12 protein-coding genes are annotated in these 15,919 nt (G+C 72.8%); 5 read left to right on the top strand and 7 right to left on the bottom strand.

The genetic code is table 11. The features are described 5' to 3' along the window. The first annotated feature begins 53 nt into the window (after positions 1–53). The 5 genes from dnaG to holA all read left to right on the top strand — a co-directional run bounded on the left by dnaG (position 54) and on the right by holA (position 6,955). The gene (gene dnaG / locus G448_RS0107720; protein WP_026407521.1) at positions 54–2,057 is read left to right on the top strand and encodes a DNA primase; all 2,004 of its coding nucleotides are present in this window, start codon (positions 54–56) and stop codon (positions 2,055–2,057) included. A 215-nt stretch (positions 2,058–2,272) separates the two neighbouring features. Continuing rightward, positions 2,273–3,100 (top strand): DegV family protein, encoded by an 828-nt coding sequence (locus tag G448_RS0107715; protein WP_026407520.1) that lies wholly within the window; start codon positions 2,273–2,275, stop codon positions 3,098–3,100. A 251-nt stretch (positions 3,101–3,351) separates the two neighbouring features. Next, positions 3,352–4,128 carry a ComEA family DNA-binding protein gene (locus G448_RS0107710; RefSeq protein WP_026407519.1) on the top strand — a complete coding sequence of 259 codons (777 nt, stop codon included), beginning with the start codon at positions 3,352–3,354 and terminating at the stop codon, positions 4,126–4,128. Then, positions 4,125–6,050: a ComEC/Rec2 family competence protein gene (locus G448_RS15670; RefSeq protein WP_084436490.1), complete on the top strand. Its 1,926-nt coding sequence runs from the start codon at positions 4,125–4,127 to the stop codon at positions 6,048–6,050. The genes G448_RS0107710 and G448_RS15670 overlap by 4 nt, the downstream gene beginning before the upstream one ends. Beyond that, on the top strand, positions 6,047–6,955 hold the full coding sequence (gene holA, locus G448_RS0107700; protein WP_245572246.1) for a DNA polymerase III subunit delta: 909 nt from the start codon (positions 6,047–6,049) through the stop codon (positions 6,953–6,955). The genes G448_RS15670 and holA overlap by 4 nt, the downstream gene beginning before the upstream one ends. A 38-nt stretch (positions 6,956–6,993) precedes the next feature. Here the strand turns inward: holA and G448_RS0107695 are convergent, their stop codons facing one another. The 7 genes from G448_RS0107695 to trpD form a co-directional block, all read right to left on the bottom strand. After that, the gene (locus tag G448_RS0107695) at positions 6,994–7,683 is read right to left on the bottom strand and encodes a riboflavin synthase (RefSeq protein WP_026407517.1); all 690 of its coding nucleotides are present in this window, start codon (positions 7,681–7,683) and stop codon (positions 6,994–6,996) included. Then, a complete protein-coding gene (locus G448_RS0107690; protein ID WP_026407516.1) occupies positions 7,684–9,171 on the bottom strand; it encodes a DUF1846 domain-containing protein in 1,488 nt (495 codons plus the stop codon). Positions 9,172–9,429: 258 nt separating this feature from the next. Beyond that, positions 9,430–9,690: a 30S ribosomal protein S20 gene (rpsT, locus tag G448_RS0107685; protein WP_026407515.1), complete on the bottom strand. Its 261-nt coding sequence runs from the start codon at positions 9,688–9,690 to the stop codon at positions 9,430–9,432. Between the two features lie 218 nt (positions 9,691–9,908). Then, positions 9,909–11,312 (bottom strand): sugar porter family MFS transporter, encoded by a 1,404-nt coding sequence (locus G448_RS0107680; RefSeq protein ID WP_051268735.1) that lies wholly within the window; start codon positions 11,310–11,312, stop codon positions 9,909–9,911. Positions 11,313–11,552: 240 nt separating this feature from the next. Further along, a complete protein-coding gene (gene trpA / locus G448_RS0107675) occupies positions 11,553–12,416 on the bottom strand; it encodes a tryptophan synthase subunit alpha (protein WP_026407513.1) in 864 nt (287 codons plus the stop codon). Between the two features lies 1 nt (position 12,417). Next, on the bottom strand, positions 12,418–14,745 hold the full coding sequence (trpB, locus tag G448_RS0107670) for a tryptophan synthase subunit beta (RefSeq protein ID WP_026407512.1): 2,328 nt from the start codon (positions 14,743–14,745) through the stop codon (positions 12,418–12,420). Then, positions 14,742–15,836: an anthranilate phosphoribosyltransferase gene (trpD, locus tag G448_RS0107665; RefSeq protein ID WP_026407511.1), complete on the bottom strand. Its 1,095-nt coding sequence runs from the start codon at positions 15,834–15,836 to the stop codon at positions 14,742–14,744. Before trpD ends, trpB begins: the two co-directional genes overlap by 4 nt. Positions 15,837–15,919 lie beyond the last annotated feature (83 nt).

The following is a 15,919-nucleotide window of genomic DNA, read 5'->3' as shown; positions in this document are numbered from 1 at the left end:
CCGGGCGCGGCACGACCGGCATGGGTGTCGGTGCTCTCATCTAGGATGATGCCATGGCGGGACTCATCAAGCGCGAGGACATCGACGCCGTGCGCGAGCGCGCGAGGATCGAGGACGTCGTCGGCGAGCACGTCACCCTCAGGAGCGGGGGCGTGGGATCGCTCAAGGGGCTGTGCCCCTTCCACGACGAGCGCACCCCCTCCTTCAACGTCCGCCCCCAGCTGGGCCTGTGGCACTGCTTCGGCTGCGGCGAGGGCGGGGATGTCATCTCCTTCGTTCAGAAGATCGATCACCTGCCCTTCACCGAGGCCGTGGAGTACCTGGCCGGGCGCGTGGGCGTCCAGCTGCGCTACGAGGACGGCGGCGGACCCGCCACTCGCGGCGTCGAGCCGGGCACGCGCCGGCGGCTCCTGGAGGCCAACCGACTTGCCGAGGCGTGGTTCCGCGAGCGGCTCGCCTCCCCGGAGGCGCAGGCGGGCCGGGCCTTCCTGGGCGGGCGCGCCTTCGGCCCGGAGGAGGCCGCCCGCTTCGGCGTCGGCTACGCCCCGGCCGGGTGGGACGGCCTGGCCAACATGCTGCGCTCCCGGGGCTTCACCGAGCACGAGCTGGTCGCCTCGGGCCTGTGCGGGCAGGGCGGTGCCGGCGGCTCGCGGATCTACGATCGCTTCCGCGACCGCCTCATGTGGCCCATCCGCGATGTCACCGGCGCCACCGTCGGATTCGGCGGCAGGCGCCTGTCGGATGAGGACGCCGATGCCCCCAAGTACCTCAACACCCCCGAGACCGCCATCTACCACAAGAGCCAGGTGCTCTACGGCCTGGACCTGGCCAAGCGGGACATCGCCCGCGACCACCGCATTGTCGTCGTCGAGGGCTACACGGACGTCATGGCCGCCCACCTGTCCGGGGTGACGACCGCCGTGGCCACGTGCGGCACCGCCTTCGGGGCGGACCATGTGCGCATCGTCCGCCGCCTCCTGGGGGATACCGCCGACCCCTCCGCCGGCGTCATCACGGGCAACCGCGCCCGTGGCGGGGAAGTGGTCTTCACCTTCGACGGCGACGCCGCCGGCCGCAAGGCCGCCCTGCGCGCCTACGGGGAGGACCAGCACTTCGCCGCGCAGACCTTCGTGGCGGTCGACCCGCACGGCTACGACCCCTGCGACCTGCGCCTGGCCGAGGGCGGTGACGCCATTCCCCGGCTTCTGGAGCGGCGCGTGCCCCTGTTCGAGTTCGTCATCCGCACGTGCCTGGCCGACCTGGACCTGGAGACCGCCGAGGGGCGCGTGCGCGGGCTGCGCTCCGCGGCGCCGGTCGTCGCGGGCATCCGCGACCGGGCGCTGCGCCGGGAGTACACCCGTCGCCTCGCCGGGTGGCTCGGCATGCCCGACTCCGAGGCCGTGGGAGCCGTGCGCGCCGCCGAGCGCCGGGGCGCCGGCGGCGCGCACCCGGCGGATCCTGGATCGCCCTCCGCCTCGGCGGATGGACCGGTGCGAGCCGGTCTGCCTCCGGTGAGCGACCCGGTGGCCAGGCTCGAGCGCCAGGCGCTGGAGGTGATCATCCAGATGCCCGTGGTCGCCGCGCAGGTCGGCGCGGACGACATCAACCCGATGGCCTTCGCCGTCCCGGTCCACCGGGCCGTGTTCGAGGCCGTCGAGGCGGCGGGCGGCACCGGCGAGGTCCCCGGTCTGATCGCCCGGGCCGAGGCGTCCGGCCTGGCTCACGCCGACGCCGTCAACCGGGCCGTCGTCCACTGGATCGAGCAGGTGCGCGCCGGGGCCATCGGACCGGTCGGCGCCGCCATCACCGAGCTGGCGGTGGCGCCTCTGCCCCTGGCGCCGCCGCGGGGGCGGGCCGGTGAGCCCGAACCGCAGGACGTCGAGCGCTACGCGAGAGGGGTCCTGTCGGCCCTGGCCCGCACCGGGATCAACCGCCGACTCGCCGAGCTGCGCGCCAGGCACCGCCGCATGACCGCCGACGACGAGGACTACCGCGAGGTCTTCGAGCAGATCGTCGGCCTGGAGAATCGGCGCATGCGGATCGCCCAGCAGTCCTGAGCGCCGCTGAGGACCCCCGTGCCGGAGGCGCGCGGCGCCGGAGGTGCTCGTGGTCCCGCCGCGGGGAGCCGAGGGACCGCCGATCGGATCGGCGACCCCGCCGTGGACCGGGCGCGGATCGGTCGCGGCCCGCCTCCGGCCCGTCTCCGCCGCTGAGCGGGTGCGACCGCCGGCTGCGCGGGCGGAGCGCGGCGGACGGCGACTAGGCTGGTGCCATGACCCTCGCCGTCGTCACCGACTCCGCCGCCTGTCTGCCGCCGGCGCTCGCCGATCGCCACGGTATCGGGGTCGTGCCGCTCCACGTGGTCGACGACGACGCGGTTCCGACGACCGCGCGGCCCAGCGTCGCCGAGCTCGCGGCGGCCTACGCCGCCGCCCTGGAGCGCGCCGACGAGGTGCTCGCCATCCACATCGGCTCCGTGCTGTCGGGCACGGTGGACAACGCCCGTCTTGCAGCCCAGGAGCTCGCCGCCGGGGGCCGTTCGGTCCTCGTCCTGGACTCCGGCGTCTCCGGTGGAGCGCTCGGACTGGCCGCCCTGACCGCCTGCGAGGCGGAGGACGCGCGTCATGGGGCCGCTCGGGCCCGGGAGTCCGCCTCGCGCTCCCGCACCTTCTTCCTCGTCGAGGACCTGACGGGTCTGCGTCGCAGTGGACGCGTGGACCGTACGACCGCCCTGGTGGGCGGCGCCCTCGGGATTCGTCCGGTGCTCACCATGTCCGCGGATGGCGTCGCCGTCGCCGAGACCGTGCGGGGCTCGGCGCGCGCCCGGCGCCATCTGATCGCCCAGGCCGTGCGCGCCGCGGGCGGGACGCAGCTGAGTGGGCCGCGGCCGCCGGCCGAGCCCGTGCGCCTCGCCGTCCACTACGGGGAGGACCCGGCGCGGGGGCGGGACCTTGAGAGCGATCTGGCCGAGGCGATGGTACGGGCCGGCGCAGTCGTGGAGTCCATCATGCGCTCACCGGTGGACCCCGCCCACCGCGTCCACCTGGGGCCCGGCGCGCTGGGCGTCGTCGTGGCCCCGTGGCTGGGCCGGGGCAGGTGAGCGGCGCGTCCGCGTGAGTACGGGTGCCTCCGGGCGCCCGCGCGAGGTGCCGCTGCGTGTGGCGCGGCCTCGGTGCCGCCGGGTACGAGACGATCACTCGTCGAGCCCGCGGGGCTCCACAGACCCGCCTCGTGCACGTCGCGCAACCGCCACTCACAGGCGGTGAGCGGCGGCGAGCGCCGCCGGCCTACCGTCGCACCATGAGTGGGCGACGGACGGCACCGCGGGGCGAGCGGCCCCTTGACGACTTCGTGCGCCTGGCATGCTCCACCGAGCCGGGCGAGCCGGATCGCAGGCCCCGGCGCGTCGCCATGGCGCCCCGGGCCGCCATGGTCCTGGGAGCAGTCCTCCTCGCCCTCGCGCTCGTGCTCGCGCTGCGCACGGTGCTGAGCGCCCCCGAATCCCGGTCCGGGGGCGGCGGGACGGCGACCGCGACCGCCGGAGCCGGCGCGAGGCCGTCCACCGGGGAGGAGCCGGCCGGCGGTCGGGCGACGGACGCGGCGGCGATGCCGAGTGCCGATCCGGAACCGGTTCCCGCCGGGCCCGGTGGAACGGGGGAGCTGCTCGTGCACGTCATCGGCGCTGTCCATTCGCCGGGTGTCGTCAGGCTCCCCACCGGCGCGCGCGTCGTCGACGCCATCGACGCCGCGGGCGGTGCGCGCGAGGATGCTCAGACCGAGCAACTCAACCTCGCCAGGCTCGTGGCCGACGGCGAGCAGGTGCGCGTTCCCGTCGTCGGCGAGTCGGTGGACCCGGCCGGCCCGGTGGAGGCGATCCCCTCGACGGGGACGGGCGCAGGCGCGGCGACTCCGGCGGGCGGTGGTACCAGCGGGGCGGGCCTGGTGAACGTCAATACGGCCTCCGCCTCCGAGCTCGAGAAGCTGCCCGGGATCGGGCCCGCCCTGGCCGAACGGATCGTCAGTCACCGGCAGTCCAACGGCCCCTTCGAGAGCCTCGACGACCTGACGGACGTGCCCGGCATCGGGCGTGCCAAGCTCGAGGCGCTCAGGGCGGAGGCGACCGTATGAGCACCCGTCCCGAGGGCCGTCGACGGAGGACCGCCCGAGACCCGTCCACCGCGCGCCGCGCCGCGGTGGCGCCACCCGCGCCCGGGGACGGGCCGGCCGGTGCTCGTCGTGCACCCGAGCGGCGACGGAGCCACTCCTCGCGCGAGGCCGCGCCCGCTCCGTTGGATGCCAGGCTGCTCCCTCCCGCCCTGGCCGCCTGGGCCGGTGCCGCCTGGGCCGTCGGCCTGTCCGGCGAGCGGGCCTGGCTCCGCGTTCTCGCGGCCGCCCTCATCCTGTCGATCGCCGCCCTCCCGCTGGGGATCAGCGCGCGTCGTTTCCATCCGCCCCGCCATCGTGACGATCCACGTCCCGGCGCGGGCGCTCCTAACGGCTCCGCCATCGGATCGGCGCGTGCGAGCCTTCTGCTGACAGTGCTCGTCGCGGTCGCGGTGCTCGTCGTGGCGACCGCAGGCCTGTGGAGCAGGGGCGCGGATCCCCTGGCCCGGGCGGCCGGCGACGGACGCGCCGTCGCACTCACGGGCACCGTGGAGACCGAACCGCGCGTGGTTCCGGGCTCCCGGCGCACCACGGTGGTCGCAACCCTCGCCGTCACCGCCGTCGATGGATGCGCCTCGCGCCAGAGCGCGCTCGTTCTGGGCGGCCGGGAGTGGCTCGGCATGCCCATGGGAGCCGCCGTGCGCGTGCGGGCGGTTCTCCGGCCCGGCGACCCGGGCGACGCGCACGCCGCCGTCCTGAGCTCGAGCAGCGCCGTGCGGCTCACGGCGCCCCCGGGCGGCGCACTGGCCGTGGTGGGATCCCTACGGGCCGGCCTCGCCGAGGCCGTCGGAGATCCGTACGCCGTGCCCGGGCGGTGGCGCTGGCCGGAGGGGGCGCGCGAGCTCGTCCCCGGGGTCGCGCTGGGCGACGATCACGCCCTGCCGGCCGGTGTCCGGGACGATATGCGCACCGTGTCCATGACTCATCTCACAGCGGTCTCCGGAGAGCACGTCGCCATCGTCCTGGGACTGGTCATGAGTGGACTCGGCGTCCTGCCCCGACGATGCCGGGCCGTCGCCGGCGCCCTGGTGCTGGTGGCGCTGGTCGTCCTGGTGCGGCCCGGGGGCTCCGTCCTGCGCGCCGCGGCCATGGGCGGGGTCCTGCTCGTGGGTGTGGCCTCGGGGCGACGCTCCGCCTCCTTGCCGGCGCTGTGCACGGCCGTCATCGTCCTGCTGCTCATCGATCCCTGGCAGGCGCGCTCCTACGGCTTCGCCCTGTCGGCGGTGGCGACGGCGGGGATCCTGCTGGGGGCCCGGCCCGTGCAGGCGGCGCTGGCGCGACGACCGCCCCGGTGGGCGCCCTCGTGGGCGGTTCGGGGAACGGCCGCCGCCGTCGCGGTGCCGCTGGTCGCCCAGGCCTCCTGCGCCCCCGTCCTCATCCTGCTTCAGCCCCGGATCAGCACCTGGGCGGTGCCCGCCAACGTGCTGGCGGCCCCGCCCGTGCCCGTGGCGACGGTCGCCGGCCTTCTCGCCGCCCTGGTGGCGGCGTGGTGGCCCGCGCTCGCGAGCCTGATCGCATGGCCCGCGACCGCCAGCTGCGCCTGGCTGGCCGCCGTCGCCGGCTTCTTCTCCGATCTGCCGGCGGCCGATCCGGGGTGGCCGGGTGGGACGGGCGGCGCCCTCGCACTGGCGGCGCTGGAGGCAGCGGGGGCGGTGGTCGTCTCCCGACGGGGTCGCGCGGGTCTGCGAGCGGCGCCATCGGCCCTCGTGACGGCGGTGCTCGCGATCGTTCCGGCACTGCGTGGCAGGCTTGCCCCATGGCACCGACCCGACAGCCCTCCCGGGGCTCTCGACGCGCATCGGCGGGACCCGCCTGGGATCAGGTCGATCTCGCCCCGATCGTCCTCATCCGTGCGGGCGAGGAGCTCCTCGCGGACCGGGCCGTGACCCGACTCCTGTCCCAGGCGCGCCGGAAGGACCCCTCCACCGAGATCAGCACGATCGAGGCCGCCGCCTATGAGTCCCACCAGCTGGACACCCTCGTATCCCCCTCCCTGTTCGGCGAGCCCAAACTCGTGCTGGTGCCCGCCCTGGAGCAGATGAATGACGCGCTGCTGGCGGACCTGCTGTCCTACGTCTCCGCCCCCGACCCCGACGTCGTCGTCCTGCTGCGCCACAACGGCGGCCAGCGCGGTAGGAGGCTGCTCGACGCCCTCGCCGAGTCGCCCTACCCGGTGGTCACCATCGGCGCGGTCAAGTCCGCCAGGGACAAGGCGGCGCTGGTGGGATCCGACGTGCGCCGGGCGGGCCGTCGCATGGAGCCCGAGGCCGTCGGCGCCCTCGTCGACGCCCTCGGTTCGGACCTGCGCGAGCTGTGCTCGGCCGTCGACCAGCTCGTGGCCGATACGCGGGGCACCATCACCCTCCAGGCGGTCAACACCTACTACGCGGGTCGATTCGAGGCGACCGGCTTCACCGTGGCGGACGCTGCCGCCGCGGGGAATGTTGCCAAGGCGATCACCGCCCTGCGCCACGCCATCGCCACCGGTACCGAGCCGGTGCCGATCGTCGCCGCGCTGGCGATGAAGATCCGCCAGCTGGCCCGTGTGGCCGCTGCGGGGGGAAGGCGCGGCGTCGGCCCCAAGGAGCTGGGCATGGCGCCCTGGCAGATCGACCGGGCACGCCGCGAGCTCTCAGGCTGGTCGGATGACGCCCTGGCCGCGGCCATCGTGGCGGTCGCCCGGGCCGACGCCGAGGTCAAGGGGGAGTCGCGCGACCCCGTTCACGCGGTCGAGCGCGCGGTCCTGACGATCTGCCGCGCCCGTGGCTCCGGAGTCCTCCGGCGGCGCTGACGCCGCATCAGGGACGAGCATCCGCTCGAGTCGGGAGGCTACTCGGCGCCTCCGGAGATGTCCCTGGAGGCGCACCAGGAGACGCACCGGGAAATGTACTTGGACATGACATCGACCTCGAGGCTGACCGGGTCGCCCACCCGCTTGATTCCGAGCGTGGTGCGCCGCAACGTCTCGGGGATGAGGGAGACGGTCAGACAGCCCGAGGAGGCGCCGCCGGACTCGCCGGCGCCGTTAGCGCCATCAGCACCGGTAGCACTGTCAACGACGTCGACGACGGTGAGCGAAACCCCGTCGATGGCGATCGAGCCCTTGACGGCCACGTAGCGCATCAGGTCGTCGGGTACCGAGATCTCCAGGACGTCCCAGTGCTCCTCGTGGTGCCGGGCGCGGATCTCCCCGGTGCCATCCACGTGCCCCTGGACGATATGCCCTCCTAAGCGGTCGCTGAGGCGCAAGGAGCGTTCCAGGTTGACCCGGCTTCCGGGTGCCAGAGCCCCCAGGGCGGTCCGCGCGAGGGTCTCGGCCATGACATCGGCGACGAAGACGTCGTCGGACAGATCGGTGACGGTCAGGCAGCAGCCGTTGACATTGATGGAGTCACCTGTGCGCGTGCCCTCGGCGACGAGCGGGCCGCGCACCGACAACCGGGCCGCGTCCGCCTGGTCGCCGGGGCCGCGCTCGAGGGCGACGACCTCACCGAGCTCCTCAACGATTCCGGTGAACATTCAGCGCTTCCTGTACAGGGATTTGGTGGCGTAGATCGGCTCGTTGGTGACCTGGACCCCCAGCGCGCGGAAGATGCCCTCGTCCACACTGCCCAGGATCGTCGAGGTGTGCACGTCGCAGCCGCGCAGGGTCTCCAGCTGCGACAGGGCGCGCGCGGCGTTGTCGTCCCCGTTGGCGGACACGGCCAGGGCGATGAGCACCTCGTCGGTGTGCAGGCGCGGGTTGCGGCTCCCCAGTCCCTGGGTCTTGAGCTTCTGGATGGGCTCGATCGAGGCCGGTGCCAGCAGATCGACGTCGTCATCGATCCCGGCCAGGAGCTTGAGGGCGTTGAGCAGCATCGCCGAGGAGCACCCCAGCAACGGCGAGGTCTTGCCCGTCACGATGCGTCCGTCGGGCAGCTCGATCGCCGAGGCCGGCTCACCGGTGGCTGCGGCCACCTCCAGCGTGGGCGGCACGACGGGACGGTCCTCCTTGCTCATCCCCACCTTGGCCATGAGCAGCGCGATCCGCTGGGACTGGACGGGGGCGATGGCGTCGCGCTTCTCGGCCACCAGGGCCCGGTAGTAGCGGCGGATGATCTCCTGGCTGGCGGCCCGCCGGCAGGCGTCGTCGTCGCAGATGCAGTTCCCCGCCATGTTGACGCCCATGTCCGTGGGGGAGGCGTAGGGCGAGGAGCCCAGGATCTCCTCGAACAGGCGGCTCAGGACCGGGAAGACCTCGACATCGCGGTTGTAGTTGACGGTCTGGACGCCGTGGGCGGCCAGGTGGAAGGGATCGATCATATTGACGTCGTCGAGGTCGGCGGTGGCCGCCTCGTAGGCGATGTTGACCGGGTGGTCCAGGGGCAGGTTCCAGATCGGGAAGGTCTCGAACTTCGCGTAGCCCGAGGAGAGGCCCCGCTGGTGGTCGTGGTAGAGCTGGGACAGGCAGGTGGCCATCTTGCCGCTGCCCGGGCCGGGGGCGGTGACGACCACCAGGTCCCGTCTGGTCTCGATGTACTCGTTGCGCCCGTAGCCCTCCGCCGAGACGATGCGGGCGACGTCGCCGGGGTAGCCGGGGATGGGGAAGTGACGGTGGACCGTGATGCCCAGTGATTCCAGCTTGCGCTTGAAGTCGTGGGCCTGGCGGTTGTCGTCGGTCCACTGGGTCACGACAACGCTGCCCACGTAGAGCCCGTAGCTGCGGAAGGCGTCGATGTGGCGCAGCAGGTCGTCCTCGTAGGAGATGCCCAGGTCCGCGCGGACCTTGTTGCGGGCGAGGTGCTTGGCGTTGACCGCCATGACGATCTCGACCTCGTCGGCCAGCTCGGCGAGCATGACGATCTTGTTGTCTGGGGTGAAGCCGGGCAGCACGCGCGAGGCGTGCATGTCGTCGATGAGCTTGCCGCCGAACTCCAGATAGAGCTTGCCGCCGAACTGGGCGCGGCGCTCGGCGATGCGCGCCGACTGCATGTGCAGGTACTTGTCCCGGTCGAAACCTGTGCGCATGCGAGCTCCCGCCTGAGTCGAGGGGTATCGGGCTCGGCCGGGATCGTGCCGGCCCGCAGCATTTTAGCGCCGTCCGACCAGTGTCGTCGTACCGACGGGTGCGAGTCGCTCCAGAGGACGGACGTGGCGCACGACGGCCGACGACGTCGCGAGGGCGCCCCCTCAGCACGAGGGGGCGCCACCTCTCCTGCCGTCGAGGGAGCGCGTGGCCACTCGAGCGAATTCGAATGAGACCGACGGCGCCGGACGGTCGGACTCTCAGAGCGCGGCGACGCGCCTGGCGAGCTTGGACTTGCGGTTGGCGGCCTGGTTCTTGTGGATGACGCCCTTGGAGACGGCCTTGTCCAGCTTGCGGGAGGCCTTCCTCAGGTGCTCCTCGGCGGCCTCCTTGTCACCGGCGTCGATGGCCTCCCTGACACGGCGCACGTAGGTCTTGAGCTCGGACTTGACTGCCTGGTTGCGCAGACGGGCCTTCTCGTTGGTCTTGATGCGCTTGATCTGGGACTTGATGTTCGCCACGGTTGGTGAAGCTTTCTTGATTCGAGTGCGGTCGGTGGCCGGAGAGGAGGGTTCGCGCACACGGGCCGACGAAGAGTGCCGGAAGCACTCGGCGGATCCCGGTCGCCGGACCCCGCAGCCGGCCAGGCCAGAGGTCCAGAAAGGCACTCTAGCACCCGCCAGTGCCGCGGACCCGGCCGGGATCCGCGGCACTGCGTGAGGTGCGTCGCCTCGTGCTGTCAGCTGTCGGCGCCGGCCAGTCCGAGCTCGGCCTCCATCTTCTCCAGCGGGATGTCCTTGGTCTCGGGCATGACGGTCAGCACCCAGACGAACTGCCCCAGCATGCACACGAAGAACACGGTGAACGCCCAGCCCCCGCCGAGCCCGCCGGCGATCGCGGGGAAGCCCCAGGAGATGACGGTCGCGAAGAACCAGTGGGTGAAGGATCCCAGGGCCTGGCCGCGGGCGCGGATGCGGCTGGGGAAGATCTCGGAGATGAAGACCCAGATGACCGATCCCTGGCCGAAGGCGTGGGCCGCGATGAACACGAGCAGACCGCCCAGGACGATGAAGGAGGAGCTCCCGGCGAGCTCCTGGGCGTCCCCCGCCAGGAAGAACACGGTGGCGATGGCCCCCAGGGAGACGAGGTAGCCGATGGAGCCGACCACCATGAGCCTGCGCCGTCCGAACTTGTCGATGACGGTCAGCGCCGTCATGGTGGCGACCAGGTTCATGGCGCCCACGGCGATGGAGGACAGGAAGGCCGTATCGTTCTGGGCGCCGGCCATGCGGAAGATGTCCGGGGCGTAGTACATGACCGCGTTGATGCCCGAGAGCTGGTTGAAGGCGGCGATGGCGATGGCGAGCAGGATGACCTTCCGATTGCGCGCCACGAAGAAGGGGGCGGTGCCCAGCGAGCTGTCCTCGCGTATCGCGCGCTGGATGTCGGCGAGCTCGGACTCGGCCTCGTCGTGCGACCGGGTGAGCCGCGCGATGATCTCCCGGGCCTCGTGGTCGCGGCCCTGCCCCAGGAGCCAACGGGGGCTCTCGGGGATGAACAGGGCGAGCACGATGAAGATGACGGCCGGAACGGCCTCGACGCCGAACATCCAGCGCCACGCGACGGAGTAGTCGAAGACCTTGGCCAGGACGAAGTTCGACATGTACGCCAGCAGGATGCCGAGGACCACGTTGAACTGGACGAGGCCCACGAGGCGTCCGCGCAGGCGGGCCGGGGAGATCTCGGCGGTGTAGATGGGGGACACGACGGAGGCTCCACCGACCCCGACCCCGCCTATGAATCGGAAGAGCATGAACAGGTACCAGTTCGAGACCAGGGCGGAGCCCAGGGCCGAGACCGTGTAGAGGATGCCGATGATGCCCAGCACCTTCTTGCGCCCGAGGCGGTCCGCTGGCCGGCCGGCGCTCATCGCGCCCACGATGGTGCCGATGAGGGCGGTCGCCACGGTGAAGCCGAGCGAGAACTCGCTGAGATGGAAGACCTCGCGGAGATTCTCCGTCGTCCCGGAGATCACGGCCGTGTCGAAGCCGAAGAGGAGGCCCCCGAGTGCCGCGACCACGGCGCTGCGGATCACCAGGGAATTCGTCTTGTTGCGTTGAGAGGAGGAAGTGGATGCCGTCATTGGCCGTCGTCCTTCAGGGATATGGAAGGATTGAACCCTGCGTCTAAGACTATGGCGCAAGACACTACCAGATGGGGGGAGCGGATGGCGAGGCGGACGCCCGCCGTCCCGTGGGTCGCGCGCGCGGCCCACTCCCGGCGAGGGCGCCGATGAAGGCGCAGGGCCGTGACGACCCCGTCGAAACCGGGATCGGTTCAGCACGTTCGGACCGCACGGACCCGTCGACGCCCGTACGGGCCTTCACCGGGGAGCGGGGCGACGGGCGGCGGCCTTCATCACCTCCACGAACTCGCGCAGCTCGGCCGTCGTCGCCTCCAGCTCGGCGTCGCGAGCGGGCGAGCCGGGGTCCGTGGCGAGCAGAGCCGGGGCGTGCTCCTCGATGATCCTCACCGTCGCCGATCCGGATATCGCCCCGTCCGCCCCGGCCGCGATCGCCTCGGCGACCTGGTCGGGCCGCGAGATGCCGAATCCCAGCATGACCGGCGCCGCCGCGTCGGACCGCAGTCGTGCCACCGACTCGGCCAGGCCGACGGTGGAGGCCGCCTGCTCCGCTCCCGTCACGCCGACGCGCGAGACGGCGTAGACGTAGCCTCGCGAGCACTCCGCAACCGCGTCCAGCGTCCGGGGGGACGAGGACGGCGGGGCGATGTACACGGCGTCGATCCCCGCCGCCTCGGCCGCGGCGGAGAAGGCCTGCGACTCGCGAACCGGCACGTCGGGCAGCAGCACTGAGTCGATGCCCGCGCCCGCGCACCGGGCGTAGAACTCCTCCAGCCCCACCGCGAAGGGCACGTTGCCGTAGATGAGCATGCCGATGGGCAGCCCGGGGTGGCGACCGCGTACGCGGGCGACCACATCCAGGCAGGCGGTGAAGTCGGCGTCCGCCTCGAGCGCCCGGATGTGGGCGCGTTGGATCGTGGGGCCGTCGGCGACCGGGTCGGAGAAGGGGATGCCCAGCTCCAGGGCGTCCGCGCCGCCATCGATGAGCGCCTCGATGACGGCCTCGGACAGGTCCGGGGAGGGATCGCCCACCATGACGAAGGGCACGAAGGCGCCCCGACCGTCGGCGGCCAGGCGCGCGAACATCTCGGGATAACGGGACACCTCAGCCCTCCTTCCTCGTCAGCGGCAGGTACTCGGTGCGCCTGCCCATCTCCTCGACCATGACCGTCGCCCGTGCCACCGCAGAGTCGGGGGAGAACGATCCGCCCAATCGGGCGCGGACCTGGTCCAGGTCCTTGTCGCCCCGCCCGGACAGGCACACGAGCAGGTGAGGCGCGGGCGCGTCCGACGGCGCGGCGCGGGCGATCTTGAGGGCCTGGGCCAGGGCGTGGGCGGACTCCAGGGCCGGGATGATGCCCTCCCAGCGGCTCAGCAGCCGGAAGGCCTCGACGGCCTCGTCGTCGGTGACGCCGACGTAGCGGGCCCGCCCGGTGTCGGCCAGCCACGCATGCTCAGGGCCGACGCCGGGGTAGTCCAGACCCGCTGATACGGAGAAGGACTCCTCGACCTGTCCCTCGGGGGTGCGCATGAGGTAGGAGCGGGCCCCGTGCAGGATGCCGATGGTGCCGTTGTTGATCGGGGCGCCGTTGCGGAACGTGTCCATGCCCTCGCCGGCGGGCTCGACGCCGATCAGGCCCACACCGGCGTCGTCGATGAACTCGCTGAACATGCCGATCGCGTTGGACCCGCCGCCCACGCAGGCGATGACCTCGTCGGGCAGGCGCCCGGTCATGGCGAGCATCTGGCCGCGCGCCTCGCGCGAGATGCACCGGTGGTACTCGTGGACGATGGTCGGGAAGGGGTGGGCGCCGGCGGCCGTGCCCAGCAGGTAGTGGGTGGTGGCGAACGAGGCCGTCCAGTCGCGCAGCGCCTCGTTGACGGCGTCCTTGAGAGTGCCCGCGCCGGAGGCCACGGGTACGACGCGCGCCCCCATGAGCTCCATGCGCTCCACGTTGGGGGCCTGGCGCACCACGTCGGTGGCGCCCATGTAGATGGTGCACTCCAGGCCCAGCAGCGCGCACACCATGGCGGTGGCGGTGCCGTGCTGGCCGGCGCCGGTCTCCGCGATGATGCGGGTCTTGCCCATGCGCCTGGCCAGGAGCGCCTGGCCCATCACCTGGTTGCCCTTGTGGGCGCCGCCGTGGACGAGGTCCTCGCGCTTGAGGAAGATGCGGGCTCTGCCCTCGCGCGGCAGGTTGCGCAGCTCGGTGACGGGGGTGGGGCGGCCCAGGTAGCGGGTGAGGAGCTCGTCCAGCTCGGCGGCGAAGGCGGGATCGGCCTGCGCGTCGATGAAGGCGTCCTCGAGCTGGTCGAGGGCCGGCACCAGCAGCTCGGGCACGAACTGCCCGCCGTAGGCGCCGAAGTAGGCGTTCAGGCGCGGGTGGATGCGCTCGGACTGATCAGTATGACCGGCATGATCGGCGCAGTCGTGATGGGCATGGTGGGCACGGTCGTGGGACCCGCTCTCGCGCTCGGCCGCCGGTTCTGCGGCTGCCGGGTCCTGCCGGCCCCCGTCGGGACCGCCGACGCCCGCGCCACCGGTCCCGGCCGGCGGGCCGCCCGGCACCGGCACGGCGGCGGCGAGGGCCCGGGCGACCGCCGCGGGGTCCTCGGCGGCGGACAGGGCCGATCCGATGAGCAGGGCGTCCACCAGCCCGGCCAGACGGCGCACGTCGTCGGCCGTCTCCACGCCGGACTCGCCCACCAGGACCACGCCGGGCGGGGCCAGTGGCGCGTACTCCTCGGTGCGGGAGATGTCGGTGGACAGCGTGCGCAGGTCGCGATTGTTGATGCCGACGACGGCGGCCCCCAGGGACGCCGCCCGGTGCATCTCCTCATGGGTGGAGACCTCCGTGAGGACCTCCATCCCCAGCCGGCGGGCCAGTGCGGACAGCTCGGCGTGAACGTCGTCGGGGACCACCGAGAGCATGAGCAGGATCGCGTCCGCGCCCAGTGAGCGGGCGGCGAGCACCTGCACCGGGTCGACGATGAAATCCTTGCAGAGCACCGGCGCATCCACCACCGCGCGGACCGCCGCCAGGTCCTCGAAGGAGCCGTTGAACCGATCCGGCTCGGTCAGCACGGAGATCGCCGAGGCCCACGGCGCATAGGTCCGCGCCAGCGCGGCCGGATCGTAGGCGGTGCGAAGCGTCCCGCGCGAGGGCGAGGCCGACTTGCACTCCATGATGAGGGCCGGACGGGGCGTGGCGCCGGCGCCGCCGCGGGTGCGCAGAGCAGCGGCGAAGGAGCGCTCCGAGCGGGGCAGGTCTGCCTCCTTCAGATGGCCGAAGCGCGCCCGCAGCTCGGAGATGCGCCCGCGGCGCGCCTCGATGATGGAGTCCAGGACCGTGCCGGTGGCGATGAGGCGCTCATCCACGGGGCGGCGCCGAGGGCGGCCGGCGGCCCCGGCGTCGGGGCGATCGGCGGTCATCGGGCCTCACCGTCCACGCCGTCGGCCCTGGTCATGGAGCCCAGGTGCTCGGACACCCGGCCGCTGGCCAGCTGGTCCAGCGCCATGCGGGTTCCGTCGGCCAGGTTGTCCGCCGGCCCCGCCAGGTACAGCAGGGCCCCGGCGTTGACGGCGATGGCGTCGCGGTGGGCGGGCCGGCCGCGCCCGGCGAAGACCTCCCGCAGCAGCCGGGCGTTCTCGTCCGGGTCGCCGCCGAGCACGTCGGACAGCTCCCAGCGGCGCACCCCCAGCTCCTCCGGGGCGACCTCATAGGCCTTGACGCCGCGAGGGGTGGCCTCGCGCACCCGGGTGGTGCCGTGGACGGCGATCTCGTCGGTGCCGGCCCCGTGCACGATCAGCGCGCGCTTGCGGCCCAGCTTGACCATCGTCTCGGCGATCATGTCGATGATATCCGGGTCGGCCACGCCCATGAGCTGGTAGGTCAGATGGGCGGGGTTGAGCAGGGGGCCCAGCACGTTGAAGATCGTCGGCGTGGCCAGGGCCCTGCGGATCGGGGCGACGTGCCGCATGGCCGGGTGGTAGGCCTGGGCGAACAGGAAGGTGAAATGGTCGCGGGCCAGGATCTCCACCGCCTGCTCGGGGGGAACGCTCAGGGGCAGGCCGAGGGCGGCGACGACGTCGGCCGCCCCGGTCCTGGAGGAGACGGCCCGGTTGCCGTGCTTGGCGACCGACACGCCCATGGAGGCCGCCACGATCCCGGCGCCGGTGGAGATGTTGATGGTGCCCATGCCGTCGCCGCCGGTGCCCACGACGTCGACGAGGGGGAAGGCGACCTCGGGGAAGGGGCGGGCCGCGTCGCGGAAGGCGCTCGCGGCTCCTGCCACCTCGTCGGCGGTCTCGCCGCGAGCATGCAGGGCGGCCAGGAGCGCGGCGGTCTCGGCCTCGGACAGGTCGCCGGCACCGAGCGCGGCGAAGACGACGCCGGTCTCGTCCTGGGTCAGGCGCTCGCCCTGGATGACGCCGCGCAGAAGACGGTGCGCGTCCTCGGCGTCGGCGACCGTGCCGGCGACCGGGGGACTCATGGCGTTGTTCTCAGCGGGTGCGGGGGTCATGGTCGCTCCTCAGGATTACTGGTCGTGGATGATGGGAGTAGGTGGCGGGATCAACGGAGTCGCGCGAGAGTCCGATGACATCG

It is taken from the genome of Actinomyces gerencseriae DSM 6844, assembly GCF_000429265.1.
GTDB lineage: Bacteria > Actinomycetota > Actinomycetes > Actinomycetales > Actinomycetaceae > Actinomyces > Actinomyces gerencseriae.
Note: the sequence above shows the minus strand (reverse complement) of the source record. Positions and strands in the feature narration are given on the sequence as shown.